The 15,662-nt window shown below is 64.3% G+C and carries 8 protein-coding genes; 6 read left to right on the forward strand and 2 right to left on the reverse strand.

Going from position 1 to position 15,662, the window contains the following annotated elements; translation table 11 throughout:
- Positions 1-17: 17 nt before the first annotated feature.
- The 5 genes from ACMO9O_RS05705 to ACMO9O_RS05725 all read left to right on the forward strand — a co-directional run bounded on the left by ACMO9O_RS05705 (position 18) and on the right by ACMO9O_RS05725 (position 11,258).
- Positions 18-1,949 (forward strand): RagB/SusD family nutrient uptake outer membrane protein, encoded by a 1,932-nt coding sequence (locus tag ACMO9O_RS05705; protein WP_418982755.1) that lies wholly within the window; start codon positions 18-20, stop codon positions 1,947-1,949.
- 104 nt (positions 1,950-2,053) lie between these two features.
- On the forward strand, positions 2,054-4,144 hold the full coding sequence (locus ACMO9O_RS05710; RefSeq protein ID WP_418982757.1) for a hypothetical protein: 2,091 nt from the start codon (positions 2,054-2,056) through the stop codon (positions 4,142-4,144).
- A 1-nt stretch (position 4,145) separates the two neighbouring features.
- The gene (locus ACMO9O_RS05715; protein WP_418982758.1) at positions 4,146-7,319 is read left to right on the forward strand and encodes a DUF4450 domain-containing protein; all 3,174 of its coding nucleotides are present in this window, start codon (positions 4,146-4,148) and stop codon (positions 7,317-7,319) included.
- A gap of 2 nt (positions 7,320-7,321) precedes the next feature.
- Positions 7,322-10,126 (forward strand): glycosyl hydrolase, encoded by a 2,805-nt coding sequence (locus ACMO9O_RS05720; RefSeq protein WP_418982759.1) that lies wholly within the window; start codon positions 7,322-7,324, stop codon positions 10,124-10,126.
- Between the two features lie 4 nt (positions 10,127-10,130).
- Entirely contained in the window at positions 10,131-11,258 is a 1,128-nt protein-coding gene (locus tag ACMO9O_RS05725) for a glycoside hydrolase family 88 protein (RefSeq protein ID WP_418982760.1), read from the forward strand.
- Positions 11,259-11,330: 72 nt separating this feature from the next.
- Here ACMO9O_RS05725 and ACMO9O_RS05730 read toward each other — a convergent pair whose 3' ends face one another.
- Both ACMO9O_RS05730 and ACMO9O_RS05735 read right to left on the reverse strand, forming a co-directional pair.
- On the reverse strand, positions 11,331-12,221 hold the full coding sequence (locus tag ACMO9O_RS05730) for an SDR family oxidoreductase (protein ID WP_418982762.1): 891 nt from the start codon (positions 12,219-12,221) through the stop codon (positions 11,331-11,333).
- A 1,146-nt stretch (positions 12,222-13,367) separates the two neighbouring features.
- The gene (locus tag ACMO9O_RS05735) at positions 13,368-13,706 is read right to left on the reverse strand and encodes a hypothetical protein (protein WP_418982763.1); all 339 of its coding nucleotides are present in this window, start codon (positions 13,704-13,706) and stop codon (positions 13,368-13,370) included.
- 1,219 nt (positions 13,707-14,925) lie between these two features.
- Between ACMO9O_RS05735 and ACMO9O_RS05740 the strand changes: the two genes are divergently transcribed.
- The coding region (locus ACMO9O_RS05740; protein WP_418982765.1) for a nucleotidyltransferase domain-containing protein at positions 14,926-15,662 on the forward strand (737 nt) is incomplete at its 3' end.

Here is a 15,662-nt window from a genome sequence, read left to right on the forward strand (position 1 = left end):
TCAAACCGAAAACGATTATGAAAACGATTATAAAATATCTGGCAGTGGCCGTCCTCGGCCTCGGCTGCGCATCCTGCGAAGATTGGCTCGACATGCCGTCCTACTCCGCCACCGACAGCGAAACGGTGTTCAAAGACGAGCTTTCGGCCGAAATGTTCGTCCTCGGCTGCTACCAGCAGGCCTGGAGCGAAGAGCTTTGGTATCAGTTCGGCGGCGGCGACACGGCCGTGCAGTCTTACGAGCGCGCCAACTCGAAAATGTTTGTCAGCAACTACGCCTACGACCCCAACGCCCCGGTCACCCTCACCTCGATCTACACCGCCTCGTACATGGGCATCGAGTACTGCAACATGGCGCTGGAAGGGTTGGATAACCTGCCCGAATCGGCCAAGCGCAACCAGCTGCGCGGCGAGGCGCTGGCGCTGCGGGCACACTACTACCTCAACATGATCCGCATCTACGGCGACGTGCCGGCCATCTTCGAACCGCTGGCCAAGCAGCCCACGTTCTACCCCGAACGCTCCTCGCGCGATCTGATCTACGATCGGATCGTCAGCGACCTGCAGGAGGCCACCAACCTGCTGCCCTGGTACTCCGAGGGGGCGATTTCGACCCCCGAGCGCATCTCGAAGAACGCCGTCTACGGTCTGCTGGCCCGCGTGGCGCTCTACGCCGGCGGCTACTCGCTGCGCTGGAACCTCGAGACCAACGATCCCGGTTCGCTGCGCATGGCGCGCCGCGCCGACGAAGGCCGCGTGCGGGAACTGTACCAGATCGCCAGCAACGCCTGCGAGGCGCTGGTCAGCAAGGGCGAAAACGGACTCGTGCAGGCCAAGGACGGCAAGAGCGGTTTCGAGATCGTCTTCCGCACGCTCTGCGAGCGCTCCTACACCCCGGAGGAGATCCTTTGGGAGTTCGCCCAGGCCGGGACCTCGACCAACGGCCGCTTCGGCGCCTACAACCAGCCGGGAACCGACACCGCGCCCTACGGCTCGGCCAAGATTATGCAGTTTCTGCTGCCGACCTTCTACCTCTCGTACGACCCCGCGGATTCGCGCCGCGACGTGACCTGCACCAACTACACGATGACCCAGTCGCACAACGTCGGCACGACCTGGAACGGCATCTTCATCGGCAAATTCCGCTCGCCGTGGTATAACGAGGCCCCCGACAAGCAGGGCAAGCGTCAGAGCCTGAATATTCCGCTGCTGCGCTACTCGGACGTGCTGCTGATGTATGCCGAGGCGCAGAACTACCTCAACGGCGGCCCGACCGCCGCGGCCAAGAGCGCCTACGAAACGGTGCGTCTGCGCGCCTTCCGAGGCGACCGCTCGAAGATCGGGACCACCCCGACCTCGCAGGAGGAGTTCTTCGAGGCGATCGTCCGGGAGCGCCGCTGGGAGATGGCCGGCGAGTTCTGGTTTAAGAGCGACCTGACGCGCTGGAACCTGCTGGGCCGCGAACTGACCAATACCAAGCAGGCCATGGTGGACCTCTCGCAGAAGAGCGGCGCCTACGCCTCCGTGCCGACCTACCGCGCCTACCAGGTGACCAAGGACGCCTGTGCCTGGAAGAACCCCATCCTCGCGGTGAAGTACAAGGATTTCGACCACGAGCCTACCGACGCCGAGCTGGAAGCGCTCAAGGAGAACGACAAGGACGTCTGGTATCCCGTGGCGATGTTCCAGGCCTTCAAGAGCGACTACAACACCGCGGCCCGCACGAAGGCCGGTCTGGCGACCAAAACGGCGATCAAGACCGACTCGGCGATGCCGGGCTTCCCGACCGGAGCGGCCGAGAACGGAGGTTCCGTGCCCGCGTGGATCAACAGCCCGTCGGAGGGTCTCTTCTACGGCTTCCAGGAGAACCGCGCCGAAGCGCTGCCCTTCTCCAACACCTCGATCACCAACGAGAATCCCAACATCTCGCAGCATCCCGGCTACCTGTAACGGCGGCCCAATCGAATACACTCCCGCTGCCGCCGGCCTCCGACGGCAGCGGGTTTTTACCCGGACCCGCGATTTTTTCGTATCTTACGCCTAATTTACCCGCTATGAACTACTACCTCGCCGCCCTGTGCGCCGCCGCCCTTGCGGGCAGTTGCGCCACCGAACAGAAGATCGACCGCGAAGCGCTCGTCGGACGCAACAGCCCCACGGTGGAAACGCTTGACTCGCTCGCGTCGCTCTCGGTGGGCAACGGCCGCTTCGCCTTCACGGTCGACGCCACCGGCCTGCAAACTTTCCCCGAACGCTACCGTCAGGGCGTGCCCCTGGGAACCCAGAGCGAGTGGGGCTGGCACGCATTCCCCAACGAGGAGCGCTACACTCCCGCCGAGACGCTGCGCGACTACGACTTCGGCCGCGGACGCACCGAACCCTACGCCGTGCAGTTCAACGAGCCGGGCCGACAACAGCGGGCCGCCAACTACTTCCGCGCGAATCCCCATCGCCTGCACCTGGGCTACATCGGCTTCGAAGGGCTTGCGCCGGAGCGCGTGACCGACATCCGCCAGCGGCTCGACCTGTGGCGCGGACGCATCGAATCGCACTTCGCGGCCGACGGACAGGCAGTCGACGTGGTAACCGTTTGCCACCCCGACCGCGATCTGGTGGCCGCCGAAATCCGCACCGCGGCCCGGCTGCCCCTCACTATCCGCTTCGCCTACCCCACGGGAGGCCACTCCGACGACGCTACCGACTGGACGCAGGACGACCGCCACGCATCGACCCTCACCGAACAGGGTGAGGGCCGGGCGCTGATCCGCCGTACGCTCGACGGCACGACCTACTTCGTGGCGCTGCGCTTCTCGGGAGCCACGCTCGCGCAGACGGGCCGTAACCGCTTCACGCTCATCCCGACGGCCGACAGCTGCTCCGTCGAGGCGGAGTTCCTGCCCGAAACGCCCGCAGAACCGCTGCCCGACACCTCGGAGACCCTCGCCGCCGCGGCCGACTACTGGCGCCGTTACTGGACGGAGGGCGCGGCGGTCGATTTCAGCCGCTGCAAGGACCCGCGGGCCCGCGAGCTGGAGCGCCGCGTGGTGCTGTCGCAATACCTGCTGGGCATCCAGTGTGCCGGGGAGTACCCGCCGCAGGAGACCGGCCTGACCTATAATTCGTGGTACGGCAAGTTCCACCTGGAGATGATCTGGTGGCACGAGGCGCAGTTCGCGCTCTGGGGCCGCGAGCGGCTGCTGGAACGCACGCTCGGCTGGTACGCCACGGTGGAGCCGGCAGCCGGCGCCATCGCGCAGCGGCAGGGCTTCGACGGGGTGCGCTGGATGAAGATGACCGACCCCTCGGGCACGGAAGCGCCCTCGAAGGTGGGTTCGTTCCTCATCTGGCAGCAGCCCCACCTGATCTACCTTGCCGAACTGGTCTACCGGGCGAACCCCTCGGAGGAGTTCCTGCGCACCTACTACGGGCTGGTGCAGCGGACCGCAGAATTTATGGCCTCGTTCGCCGAGTACGACGGCATGGGCAACCGCTACATTTTGCGGGGCGCGATCCCGGCGCAGGAGACCCTGCGCGCCTCGGAGACCGTCAACCCGCCGTTCGAACTCTCCTACTGGCATTTCGCCCTCTCGACCGCACAGAAGTGGCGCGAGCGGATGGGCGAGAAGCGCAACCTGGCGTGGGACGAGATTATCGACAAGCTCTCCCCGCTGGCGGCCAAGGACGGGCTTTATCTGGCGGCCGAGACCGCCGAGGACACCTACCTCGACGTGCGTTTCACCTCCGACCACATGGCCGTACTGGGTGCGCTGGGTATCCTGCCCCGCTCGCCGCTCGTGCGCGAGGACATCATGCACCGCACCTTCGACTGGATCTACGACAACTGGAACTGGGGCCGCACGTGGGGCTGGGACTACCCGATGACGGCGATGAACGCCACCCGGCTGGGCGAGCCCGAAAAGGCCGTCAACGCGCTGATGATGGACAAGCGGACGAATACCTATCTGGTCAACGGCCACAACTACCAGGACGGCCGGCTGCGCTGCTACCTGCCCGGCAACGGCGGTCTGCTGACCACCGTGGCGCTGATGTGCGCCGGTTGGGACGGCTGCGAGGTGGAAAACCCCGGATTCCCCAAGAACGGCGACTGGGACGTTCGCTGGGAGGGTCTCAAACCGCTACCGTAAGATGAAACATGCAATGCTTCTCCCCGCCCTGCTTCTGTTCTGCGTCCCGGCTGCGGCGCAGAGCACCAAACCGGCGGCCGTCAACGAGGACTACTCGTGGAACGAACCCGCGGAGGGTCCCCGCACGCTGCGCTACCGCCCCGCGGGCAGCGGCGTGGAGCTGCGCGACGGGCAGCGGAAGTTCATCCGCGCGCTCTACGGAGCCTACACGGGTTTCCGCCTCGAATGCAGCGACATGCCCGAGTTCGGGCTGTACCTGCCCCGCATGGGCGGCAACCTGCGTTTCGACGTGCCCTACGACCACTGCACGGCCCGCTATGAGGCCGGGAAGATGAGCTACCGGCTCGACGATCGGCTGCGCATCGAGGCGCAGGTCATGCGCACGCAGGACGCGGCGTTGTGGCAGTTGACCAACACGGGCGGCGAACCGATGGAGGTGGGCATCGCCTTCGGCGGGGTGGCCGACGTGAAGTTCTACCGCGAGGGGGACATCGGCGTGGACAAGCCCGACTGCTTCGCCTTCAAACCCGAATACTGCACCGGCAACGTCTACACGGTCGATGGCTGCCAGGTCGCGGTGGAGTACGGCCGCAAGACGCGCACGACGCTCCGTCTGACGCTGCCTACCGACCGGATCGAGATCACCGCCGCCCCTGCGCTGCGCGCCCGCCTGACGCTCGGTGCGGGCGAGACGCGCTACCTGGCGGTCTACCCCGAAACCACGCGCGCCGACCTCTCGGCCGAAGCGCTGGCCGAGCGTTTCGCCGAGGCGGAAGCCCGCCGGACCGAACTGGCCGGGGCGCTGCGCATCCGCACGCCCGATCGGTGGATCAACCCCGTGGGCGAGGCGCTCGCGCTGGCCGCCGACGGCCTTTGGAGCGGCGAGGTGTGGCTGCACGGCGCCGTGGGCTGGCGCGCCCCGTACAGCGGCTGGCGCGGAGCCTACGCGGGCGACGCGCTGGGCTGGCACGAGCGGGCCCGCCGCCACTTCGACACTTACGCCGCCAACCAGATCACCGACAGGCCGCCCGTCTGCGGCCATCCGCGGCAGGATTCGGCGCTCAACCTGGCGCGGGCGGAAAAACGGTGGGGGACACAGATGTACAGCGATGGCTATATCGCCCGGCGGCCCGGCAAGAAGGAGGAGATGTCGCACTACGACATGAACCTCTGCTACATCGACGAGCTGCTGCGCCACCTCGCCTGGACGGGCGACCGGGCCTACGCCCGCCGAATGTGGCCCGTGATCGAGCGGCATCTGCGGTGGGAGAAGCGCAACTTCGACCCCGACGGCGACCACCTCTACGACGCCTACTGCTGCATCTGGGCCAGCGACGCGCTCTACTATTCGGGAGGCGCGGTGACCCACTCCTCGGCCTACAACTACTACCACAACCGCTGCGCCGCCCGGATCGCCGAACTGTTGGGCTACGATCCCGCACCCTACCGCGCGGAGGCCGAAGCGATCCTCGCGGCGATGAACCGCACACTGTGGATGGACGAGCGCGGCCACTGGGCCGAGTACAAGGACCTGATGGGCCACAGACGGCTGCACCCCGATGCGGCGCTCTGGACCATCTACCACGCCATCGACTCCGAGGCGGCCGACCCGTTCCAGGCCTACGCTGCCACGCGCTACGTCGACACGCACATCCCCCACATTCCCGTCGAGGCCGAGGGCATCGAACCGGGATACGCGGTCCTTTCGACCACCGACTGGAAGCCCTACTCGTGGAGCATCAATAACGTGGCCGTGGCCGAGGTGATGCACACGGCGCTCGCCTACTGGCAGGCCCGCCGGCCGGAGGAGGCGTTCCGCCTGATGAAGAGCGTGGCGCTGGACAACATGTACCTGGGCGCCTCGCCGCTCAACTTCGGGCAGATCAGCCACTTCGACGCGGCGCGCGGGGAGTGCTACCGCGATTTCGGCGATCCGATCGGGGTCTGGTCGCGCGCGCTGGTCGAGGGGCTTTACGGCATCCGGCCCGATGCGCTGCACGGCCGGCTGACGCTCCGCCCGGGCTTCCCCGCGGCGTGGAACGAGGCCGATCTTACGATGCGCGACCTCTGCTACACCTTCCGCCGCGACGGACGGCGCGACACCTACACCATCGAACAGCGCTTCGCACGGCCGCTCGCCCTGCGCCTCGAAGTCGAGGCCCGCGGCCGCGTCGAGCGGGTGACCGTCAACGGCCGCCCAGCGACCTGGCAGCCCGTTGCGACTGCGATCGGCGCTCCGGCGATCATCATCGAGGCAGGGTCGGCCCCGCACGCCGCGGTCGAGATCATCTGGGGCAGGATGCCCCGCCCCCGCTTCACGGGAGCCGAAAAAGAGCTGGGCCACACCCGCTTCCGCGAAGCTGAAGGCGACGGTCTGCGCTGGTGGGCGACCGAGGAGCTTCCCGCCGCGGAACCGCCGCGGTTCGAACCGGGCTTCGAAGCGGTCGTCAGCACGAAGTGCCATCCCGTAAAGATGGCGTTCAACGCTTCGGTGACGGATATTTTCCGCAACCGTTACCTCTCGCCGCGACCGCCGTATACGACACTTCAGATCCCCGTACAGGGCATCGGCGAGTGGTGTCACCCCAAGCAGACCGCCGAGATCGACGACAGTGGTCTGCGGGCACTGGTCGACGGCGACGGACTGCTCCATACCCCGCTCGGGATTCCGTTCCGCACCCCGGCGGCAGGCGAGAACATCCTCTTCACCTCGCTCTGGGACAACTACCCCGCCGCGGCGACCGTTCCGCTCTCCGGACGCGCCGCCCACGCCTACCTGATGCTGGCCGGATCGACCAACCACATGCAGTATGACCTTCCGAACGGCGTGGTCCGCATCCGCTACAAGGACGGCACAGTGACGACTACGGAGCTGGTCAACCCGACGAGCTGGGTTCCTATCGAGCAGGACATCTATTACGACCGCTATGCGTTCCGGCCCGCCGCGGGCACGCAGCCGCCCTACCGCATCCACTTCCAGTCGGGCCGCGTCAGCCGCCGTCTGGGCGAAGAGCTGGGCATCGGAGGCGTCTACGGCCGGCAGATCGACGGCGGCGCGGGGATGCTGCTGGACGTGCGCCTCGACCCCGACCGTGAACTGGAAGCACTGGAGCTGGAAACCCTTTCGAACGACGTGGTGATCGGACTGATGGCCGTTACCCTGCAAAGCGAATGACGATGCTTAAACCGATTCTCACCCTTTTGCTTGCCTGCACGCTGACGAGCGCGGCGGCAGCCCCCGGAACCGCCGCCCCTGCGGCGGCAGGAGAGGTCCCGAGCGGCCCCGAGCGGCCCCGACCCGAGCACAAGCCCTACGTGCGCTGGTGGTGGCTCGGCAGCGCCGTCGACCGCGAGGGGCTGGACTACAACCTATCGGAGTTTGCCCGCAAGGGGATCGGCGGCGTGGAAATCACCCCCATCTACGGCGTGCGCGGAAACGAGCGCAACGACCTGGAGTACCTGTCGCCCGCCTGGATGGAGGCTTATACCTATACGGTCCGCCGGGCCGCCGAGCTGGGTTTGCAGGTCGACATGAGCAACTGCACGGGGTGGCCTTTCGGCGGTCCGTGGATCACACCGGCCGAAAGCGCCCAGAAATACATCCTCGAAACCCGCTGCCTGAAAGCGGGCGAGCGGATCGACGGACCGCTTCTTCCCGCCGACCCCAAGCAGCAGGCCGTGGCGCGCCTGCAGGTCGTGCAGGCCGTCAGCGAGCGCGGCGAGCGGCTCAACCTGACGGACCGCATCACCCCTGCGGGTGAGCTGGCGTGGCAGGCTCCCGAGGGCGGCTGGACCCTCTACGCGCTTTGGGCGGGCCGCACGTTCCAGAAGGTCAAGCGCGCCGCACCGGGCGGCGAGGGGCTGGTGCTCGACCACTACGACCGCGAGGCCGTGGAGCACTACCTCCAGCGCTTCGACGAGGCGTTCGACGCCGCAGGTGCGCCGTGGCCCGACACCTTCTTCAACGACTCGTTCGAGGTCTACGGCGCAAGCTGGACCGAGACGCTCCCCGCGCAGTTCGAGCGGGACAACGGCTACCGGCTGGAGGAGTACCTGCCCGAATTTGCAGCCGAGGGGGCGGACGACCGCTCGGCGCGCATCGTGAGCGACTACCGCCGCACGCTGGCGGGCATGCTGCTGCGCAACTTCACGCAGACGTGGGCCGACTGGGCCCATGCCCGCGGCAGCCGCGTCCGCAACCAGGCGCACGGCTCGCCGGGCAACATCTTCGACTTCTACGCCGCGGTCGACATCCCCGAATGCGAATCGTTCGGCCGCACGGAGTTCGACCTGCCCGATCTGCGGCGCGACGCGGACGCAAAACGCAGCGACGCGGACCCCGCGGTGCTGAAATTCGCCTCGTCGGCGGCGCACGTCACGGGCAAGCCGCTCACTTCGTGCGAGACGCTCACGTGGCTGACCGAGCATTTCCGCACCTCGCCGGCCCAGTGCAAACCCGAGATCGACCAGATTCTCGCCTCGGGGGTCAACCACGTCTACTTCCACGGCGCCCCCTACTCGCCCCGCGGCGCGGCGTTCCCCGGCTGGCTCTTCTACGCCTCGGTCAACCTCTCGCCCACGGCTCCCTGGTGGCGCGACGCGGAGGGGTTGTTCGAGTACGTGGCCCGCTGCCAGGAGTTCCTGCAGGCCGGAGCGCCCGACAACGACTTTCTGCTCTACATCCCGATGGAGGACATCAGCCACCGCCGGCAGGGGAAGAACCTGCTGCTGTTCGACATTCACAAAATGGAGCGCACGATGCCCGAGCTGAAACGCACGATGAATGCGCTGGTGCGCGGCGGCTACGACGCCGACTACATCTCGGACCGCTACCTGTGCGGCACGACGGTGCGCGACGGGGAGCTCGTCACCGAAGCGGGCACGCGCTACCGGGCGCTCGTCGTGCCCGCCTGCCGACTGATTCCGCACGAAACGCTCGAACGCATGCTCGCGCTGGCGCGGCAGGGCGCGACGGTCGTCTTCCTGGAGCGCTACCCCGACGACGTGCCGGGCTTCGGCCGCCTCGGCGAGCGCCGCAAACAGCTCGCACGGCTTACCCGCCGCCTGCCCGAAGCCGATTTTAGGCAGCTCGGCGAGCACCGTTTCGGCCGAGGGTGCATCCTGACCGGAGGCGACCTCGGGGAGCTGCTGGCAGCTGCCGGCGGCCGGCGCGAACCGCTCAAGGCGGCGGGCTGCCAGCTGATCCGGCGCAAGGACGGGCGGGGACGGCGCTACTTCCTTTCGCTGCTCGCCAGCCAGGGCATCGACGGCTGGCGGGAGATCGGCGCCACGGCGCGGCAGGTCGTCCTGACCGACCCGCTGACGGGCCGCAGCGGTACGGCAGCGATTCGTCCTACGCAGCACGGCACGACGGAGGTTTATCTCCAGCTGCAACCGGGGCAATCAATGCTGATGGAAGCCTATGCCGAAGCGCAGGCGAATCTTGTCGCCTGGCCCTACGCCGGAGCGGAGGGGACAGCGATCGAGGGCCGCGGCTGGACGCTCTCGTTCCCCGAAGAACCCGACACGGCAGCCATATCGCTCGCCGAACCGTGTTCGTGGACGACACTTTCGCCCGAGCTGCAGGTCTTCTGCGGCACGGGGCGCTACACGGCGACCTTCGCGGTTCCCGACCCCGCGGCAGCCGCGAGCTGGGTGCTCGACCTGGGCCGCGTCTACGAATCGGCGCGCGTAAGGGTCAACGGCCGCGAGGCCGGCATCGCGTGGTCCGTGCCGTTCCGGCTGGAGGTCGGCCGCTACCTCGATGCGGGCGACAACCGCATCGAGATCGACGTGACGAACCTTGCGGCCAACCGCATCGCCGACATGGACCGCCGCGGCTTGGAGTGGCGCATCTTCAAGGATGCGAACATCGTCAGCGCGCTCAACCGGCCGCTCGACACCTCGGACTGGCCCACCGAACCGGGAGGTCTGAACGGCGAGGTGAAACTGATTCCCGTACAATCCAAAACAATCCGATAAACCGATGAAAAAACTGCTGATCGCAATTCTGATGCTCTCGGTGGCTGCGGCCACGGCGCAGGAGATTCCCGCGCGCAAGAAGACGCTCGCCGAAATGGTGAAGGTCAACGACTACTTCATGAAAAAGTACGCCGACCCGGCGGCCGTGATCCCCTATTACAGCCGCAAGAAGGTCTACGAGGCGAATATCTGGACGCGCGCCGTCTACTACGAGGGGTTGATGGCCCTCTACGCCATCTACCCCGAGAACCGCTACTACGACTACGCCTATGCGTGGGCCGAGGCGCACAAGTGGGGCATGCGCAAGGACAACACCCCCTCGCGCAACGCCGACAACTACTGCGCCTCGCAGACCTACATCGACCTCTACCGCCTGACACCCGAGCCGCGGATGCTCACCAAGACCATCGCCTCGATGAACATGCTCGTCAACACCCCGCAGATCGACGACTGGACGTGGATCGACGCCATCCAGATGGGCATGCCCGTGCTGGCGAAGCTGGGCGCGTTGAAAGGCGACGCGCGTTACTGGGAGAAGGCGTGGGAGATGTACTCGTGGAGCCGCAACACGCTCGCCGGAGGGCTTTACAACCCCAAAGAGGGGCTTTGGTGGCGCGACAAGAATTTCGTGCCGCCCTACAAGGAGCCGAACGGAAAGAACTGCTACTGGTCGCGCGGCAACGGCTGGGTGGTGGCCGCGCTGGTGCGCGTGCTGGACGAGCTTCCCTCCAGCGAGCCGCACCGGGCGGCCTATATCGCCGACCTGCAGGCGATGTGCAAGGCGCTCAAGGCGTGCCAGCGCGAGGACGGCTTCTGGAACGTAAGCCTGCACGACGCGGGCAACTTCGGCGGCAAGGAGACCACCGGAACGGCTCTCTTCGTCTACGGCATGGCGTGGGGCATCAACCGCGGCGTGCTCGACCGCCGCGAGTACCTGCCCGTCGTGCTCAAGGCGTGGAACGCGCTGGTCGGCGAGGCGGTGCACGAGAACGGTTTTCTGGGTTACGTGCAGGGAACGGGCAAGGAGCCGAAAGACGGCCAGCCCGTCACCTGCGATTCGATGCCCGACTTCGAGGACTACGGCACGGGGTGCTTCCTGCTGGCCGGATCGGAAGTTTACAAACTGCAATAAGGTCCGGAGCAACGGATGCGAAAAGGGCTTGCGGAATCGGCCGCAAGCCTTTTTTCGTGCGATGAGGGGCGGTTATTTGCCGCCCGTGACGCCGATCACCTGTCCGGTGATGAAGCTGGCCTCCTCGGAGGCGAGAAAGACGTAGACCGGCGCCACCTCGACGGGCTGTCCGGCGCGGCCGAGAGGCGTGCTCTTTCCGAACTCGGGAATCTTCTCCGGGAGTTGGCCGCCCGTGACCTGCAACACCGTCCAGACCGGACCCGGAGCCACGGAGTTGACCCGGATACCCTTCGGGGCGAGCTGTTTGGAGAGCGCGCGGGTGAAGCCCACGATGGCGCTCTTCGAGGCGGCGTAGTCGAGCAGCTGGGGATTCGGCTCGAACGCCTCGATCGACGAGGTGGTGATGATCGATGCCCCCTCGGGCAGAAGCGGGATCGCCTCCTGCGCCATCCAGTACATGGCAAAGAGGTTGGTTTCGAAGGTCTTGCGCAACTGCTCGGTCTTCAGGTCGGCGATCTCGCGCACAGCGGTCTGTCGGCCTGCATTGAGCACCAGAATGTCCAGTCCGCCCAGGGCGCGGGCCGCCTGGCGCACTACCTCGCGGCCGGTCTCCTCGTGGCTCAGATCGCCCGGAAAGAGGTGGAGTTTGCCGCCGTGCTGCTCGATGTCGGCGCACAGGGTGTCGGCGTCCTCCTGCTCGGAGGCGAGGTAGTTGATCGCAACGTCGGCCCCCTCGCGCGAGAAAGCGATGGCCACGGCGCGCCCGATGCCCGAGTCGCCGCCCGTGATGAGCGCCTTGCGCCCTTTCAGACGGCCCAGGCCCCGGTAGCTCTCCTCGCCTGTGTCGGGACGCGGGTTCATCTGCTCCTCGACGCCCGGAGCCGGCTGCCGCTGCTTGGGGAAATCGTCCTTGTAATGAATGTCACGCGGATTTTCCAGCGTGGTCTGATCGTTCTTTTTCATGGGGGTCAAACAGTATTTTTCGAACGAAAAATGCAACTTTCAGGCCAGGAAGGGAAGGGAATATGCAGTGCGGGAAAGACTGGATGAAGGAGGGAAAGAGGTGGGTCGCAGCCTGCGGAGGAACGCGCATGCAGGCCTCCGCGCCGAGAGGCTGCGGGCCGCCGATCTAAAGGTCGAAACAAGACAAACCGGACAGCACGTGCAGCTCAAGGATCGCAACCGTACGGATCGTACGCCATCTCCCTCCCTGAGGGAGGGCCGGGGTGGGGTCAGATATGTAAATGCGGCGGCACGCCGCAAGGATTCGGCAATCGAGCGTGATTTGACGGGCGTGTCGCTCGCCCGGCTTCGATGATGGACAGACTTGCCCTTTCTTTCAAAGAAAGGGCGAAAGAACCGCGCACGCAGAAAACGGCGGGCGTCTGTCCTCCTCCTCGCTGAACGGGCACGAAAGCTAAAGCATATCGCACGCCCGTTCCGGGCGTTCGGCGTCGGACAACCGCAATTCCCGCCGTTTCCAGAAGTGCGCGTGCAGGTGCGGCGCATACGCGCCGCGGAGATAAATTTGGCAGAAGCCTGCCGAGGAACGCGATACGCGGACCTCCGCTGCCGGAGGCTGCGACCCGCCGACCTAACGGTCGAAACAAGACAAACCGGACAGCCCGTGCGGCTCAAGGATCGCAACCGTCCGGATCGTACGCCATCTCCCTCCCTGAGGGAGGGCCGGGGTGGGGTCAGAATTGCAGACGCGGCGACACGCCGCGAGGTTAGGGGTTCAAAAGCGTGCGTATGTCAATCCGACCAACGGCCATCCGGGGCAACTATCTTTTTGGGCCTCCGCTGCCGGAGGCTGCGGCCCGCCGACCTAACGATCGAAACAAGGACTGCTGCCCGTCGGTTCTTCGAACCGCAAGAAAACCATATTGCGCCCGCCCGACCATACGGTCGGAATCCAACGGAGCTAATCGCAGCCCGTGGCGGCTCCGAAAACCGCGGATATTTTTGCGTTTACGCGCAATCGGGTTTCAACGAGATCGAAATCTATAAACAGGAAAGGGAGGCCCTTTGCAGGTCCTCCCTCTTGCAATGTTGCGTCACTGCCGCCCCGATGGGGTCTTGTCCGGTAAGCGGGTCCGGTGGGGCGCGCTACCTGACGCCGCCCGTGCGGGCCAGCGTGAGGCTGCACTCCGTCCAGCTCAGGTTGCCCGTGTAATCGCGCAGTTCCGAGCGCGTGGCCCGGCGGCAGTAACGGTAACCTTCGGGCAGCGGATGCCACCGTGTGAAGTGGATCAGGTCCGTGGAACTCGATTCGAGGTAGAGCGTTGCATCGGCGCGCTTGTCGAAAACGCCCCACAGCGAGCTGTCCGCCGGACAGGCAGGAATAGTGCGGTGGAAGAGGTACAATTCACCCATCGTAAAATGAACCCCTGAAAAGGGGTCGGGACCGGGGTTGTCGGCCGGAACCGGATTAGTAGTTTTTTTCATTTGCGGCATCTATTTTGAATTCCGTTTCGTTCCAAAAAATGCGCGGTTCTCCGGCGCCGTCAGGTCGTAAAAGCCACTTTATAACATAACTGTTCCTGCCGAAGACCGCGCTTTTAACGCGTTCGGCTGCCTATCAGACAGTTAGATTATGTAGTGGCTTTTACGAAGATAAACAGCTTCCTGCTATCCTGCAATCCAAAAGTAGCGCTAAATTTACTTCCGTGCAAGACCTCGGGCACAAAAAACCTCAACGCATCGGTTTCTGCGCAAAAAAACGGGGCGAAACGCAGGGTATAAGTACAGATGGGAACGGTCCCGATGACGAAAGCGGACAGGCAAAAAAGAACGCAGAAACTTTCATCGACATCCGTCGTGGGAAAGCCCCTGCGCCGGCTTCTGTGTGAAGCTGCGGGTCGGATGGATCGAAAAATAATGCCCGACGCATATGTATAGAGCCTCTACAAAAGCGGTCTGCTCCGTTGGCTCCGAAATGCGGTCGGCAAACCGTTCCGGCGCAAGCCGGGCCACAAAGATAATATTTTATTTTTAATTTCCCCAGATCGCTTCCGCATGATTGCGCCCGATCATTCCGCGGTTTAATGCCTGTTTTTCAGCGCCTTGAGGGGTTTCAGACTGCTATGGAGTGATTTCGGGTTTTACCTCGCACGAGAATCCCTTGTGGCGGAACCGAATATTTTATTTAATCGTCCGATCGCGGCATCCGTAGGATAAGATTTTTTTACGGGCACAAATGCACAAAGAGCGTTTAGCTGGCCGCGCCGAGGACCCTGTTTCCCATCCATCGTTCAAAAAATAAGCGACGCGAAAGCAGCATTGCCGGATATTTTATTATCTTTGCCGTTGACAAACACTATACGATTTTATTTCCGCATACAAGCATAATAGAGCTTGGTAGTGCAGCGCCGTTGGGGTTTAGCGACCCGCGAACGGTAAATAGTATGCGGGAAACTGTGTAGTGTTTGTCACCTGCACTACCTTTTTTTTATATTTTGACAAACACTACACAAGGCATTCGCTACGGCGATGCGCGCCGCAAGGCCAGCCGCAGGCGGTTCCCGTCCTGCAACCTCCCGATCCGTTTCCACTCTCATCCGCCGGATTAGCAAGTAATTGCTAACCAAACCGTTATTCTCTTTGTTGTGCCCTTGCGCACGATAAGGACAGCCCTCACTTTGTCAAATTTCTAACAATCAACCCAATGGAAACGAATCAAAACCCCTTGCAGGAAAACCCTGCACAGCGCATAGCTTCTGAACTCGAACAACCCGCAGAACGGCTTTACGACCCGGATGAAGCCGACCGGATCGTCCGCTGCCTGACCGACGGCTACTTCGATCCGGAATACATCCTGCTCTTCGGCAAGTTGGTCGGCGGGACGCCGCATAGCGACGCAATGGCTTATGACCTGCTGATGGTCGTTCGGGAAACCCCGGAATACGATTGGATACAGACCAAACGCATTCTGCGTTACAAAATCCCGTACAGCCGCCGGCAGATTACCTACATCAATCTCTACATCATGACGCTGAGCTTCGTCGAATCGAACGCGACGCCGTTCCTCTTCTTCGCCCATGCCGAGGGTGAGTTGCTTTATTGCAAAGACACCTATCATTTTCAACGGCCGAAATACCCGATCGACTTCGCCAAGGCGTATGCGGACGCCAAGTTTCATTTCGACACGTTCCGCACGCAGGGCAATGAACTGTTGGAACAGGCGCAGGAAGCCTTCAGTGTGAACCGCAACATGCGTCTGGCCGCCCAGTTCTCGGCGCAGGCGATGGTTTATTTCTACCACACGCTTTATTACGTCTATCATGGGCTGGAGTTCGACAGCCACGACCCGGTCATCATGCACGACCGGATGCGGACGCTGTCGACGAAGCTGATGCTGGCTTTCGACGACACCCACATCGAAAACATCTTCACGCTGCCGCG

Origin of the sequence: Alistipes sp. (assembly GCF_048465635.1) — a bacterium.
Taxonomy (GTDB): domain Bacteria; phylum Bacteroidota; class Bacteroidia; order Bacteroidales; family Rikenellaceae; genus Alistipes.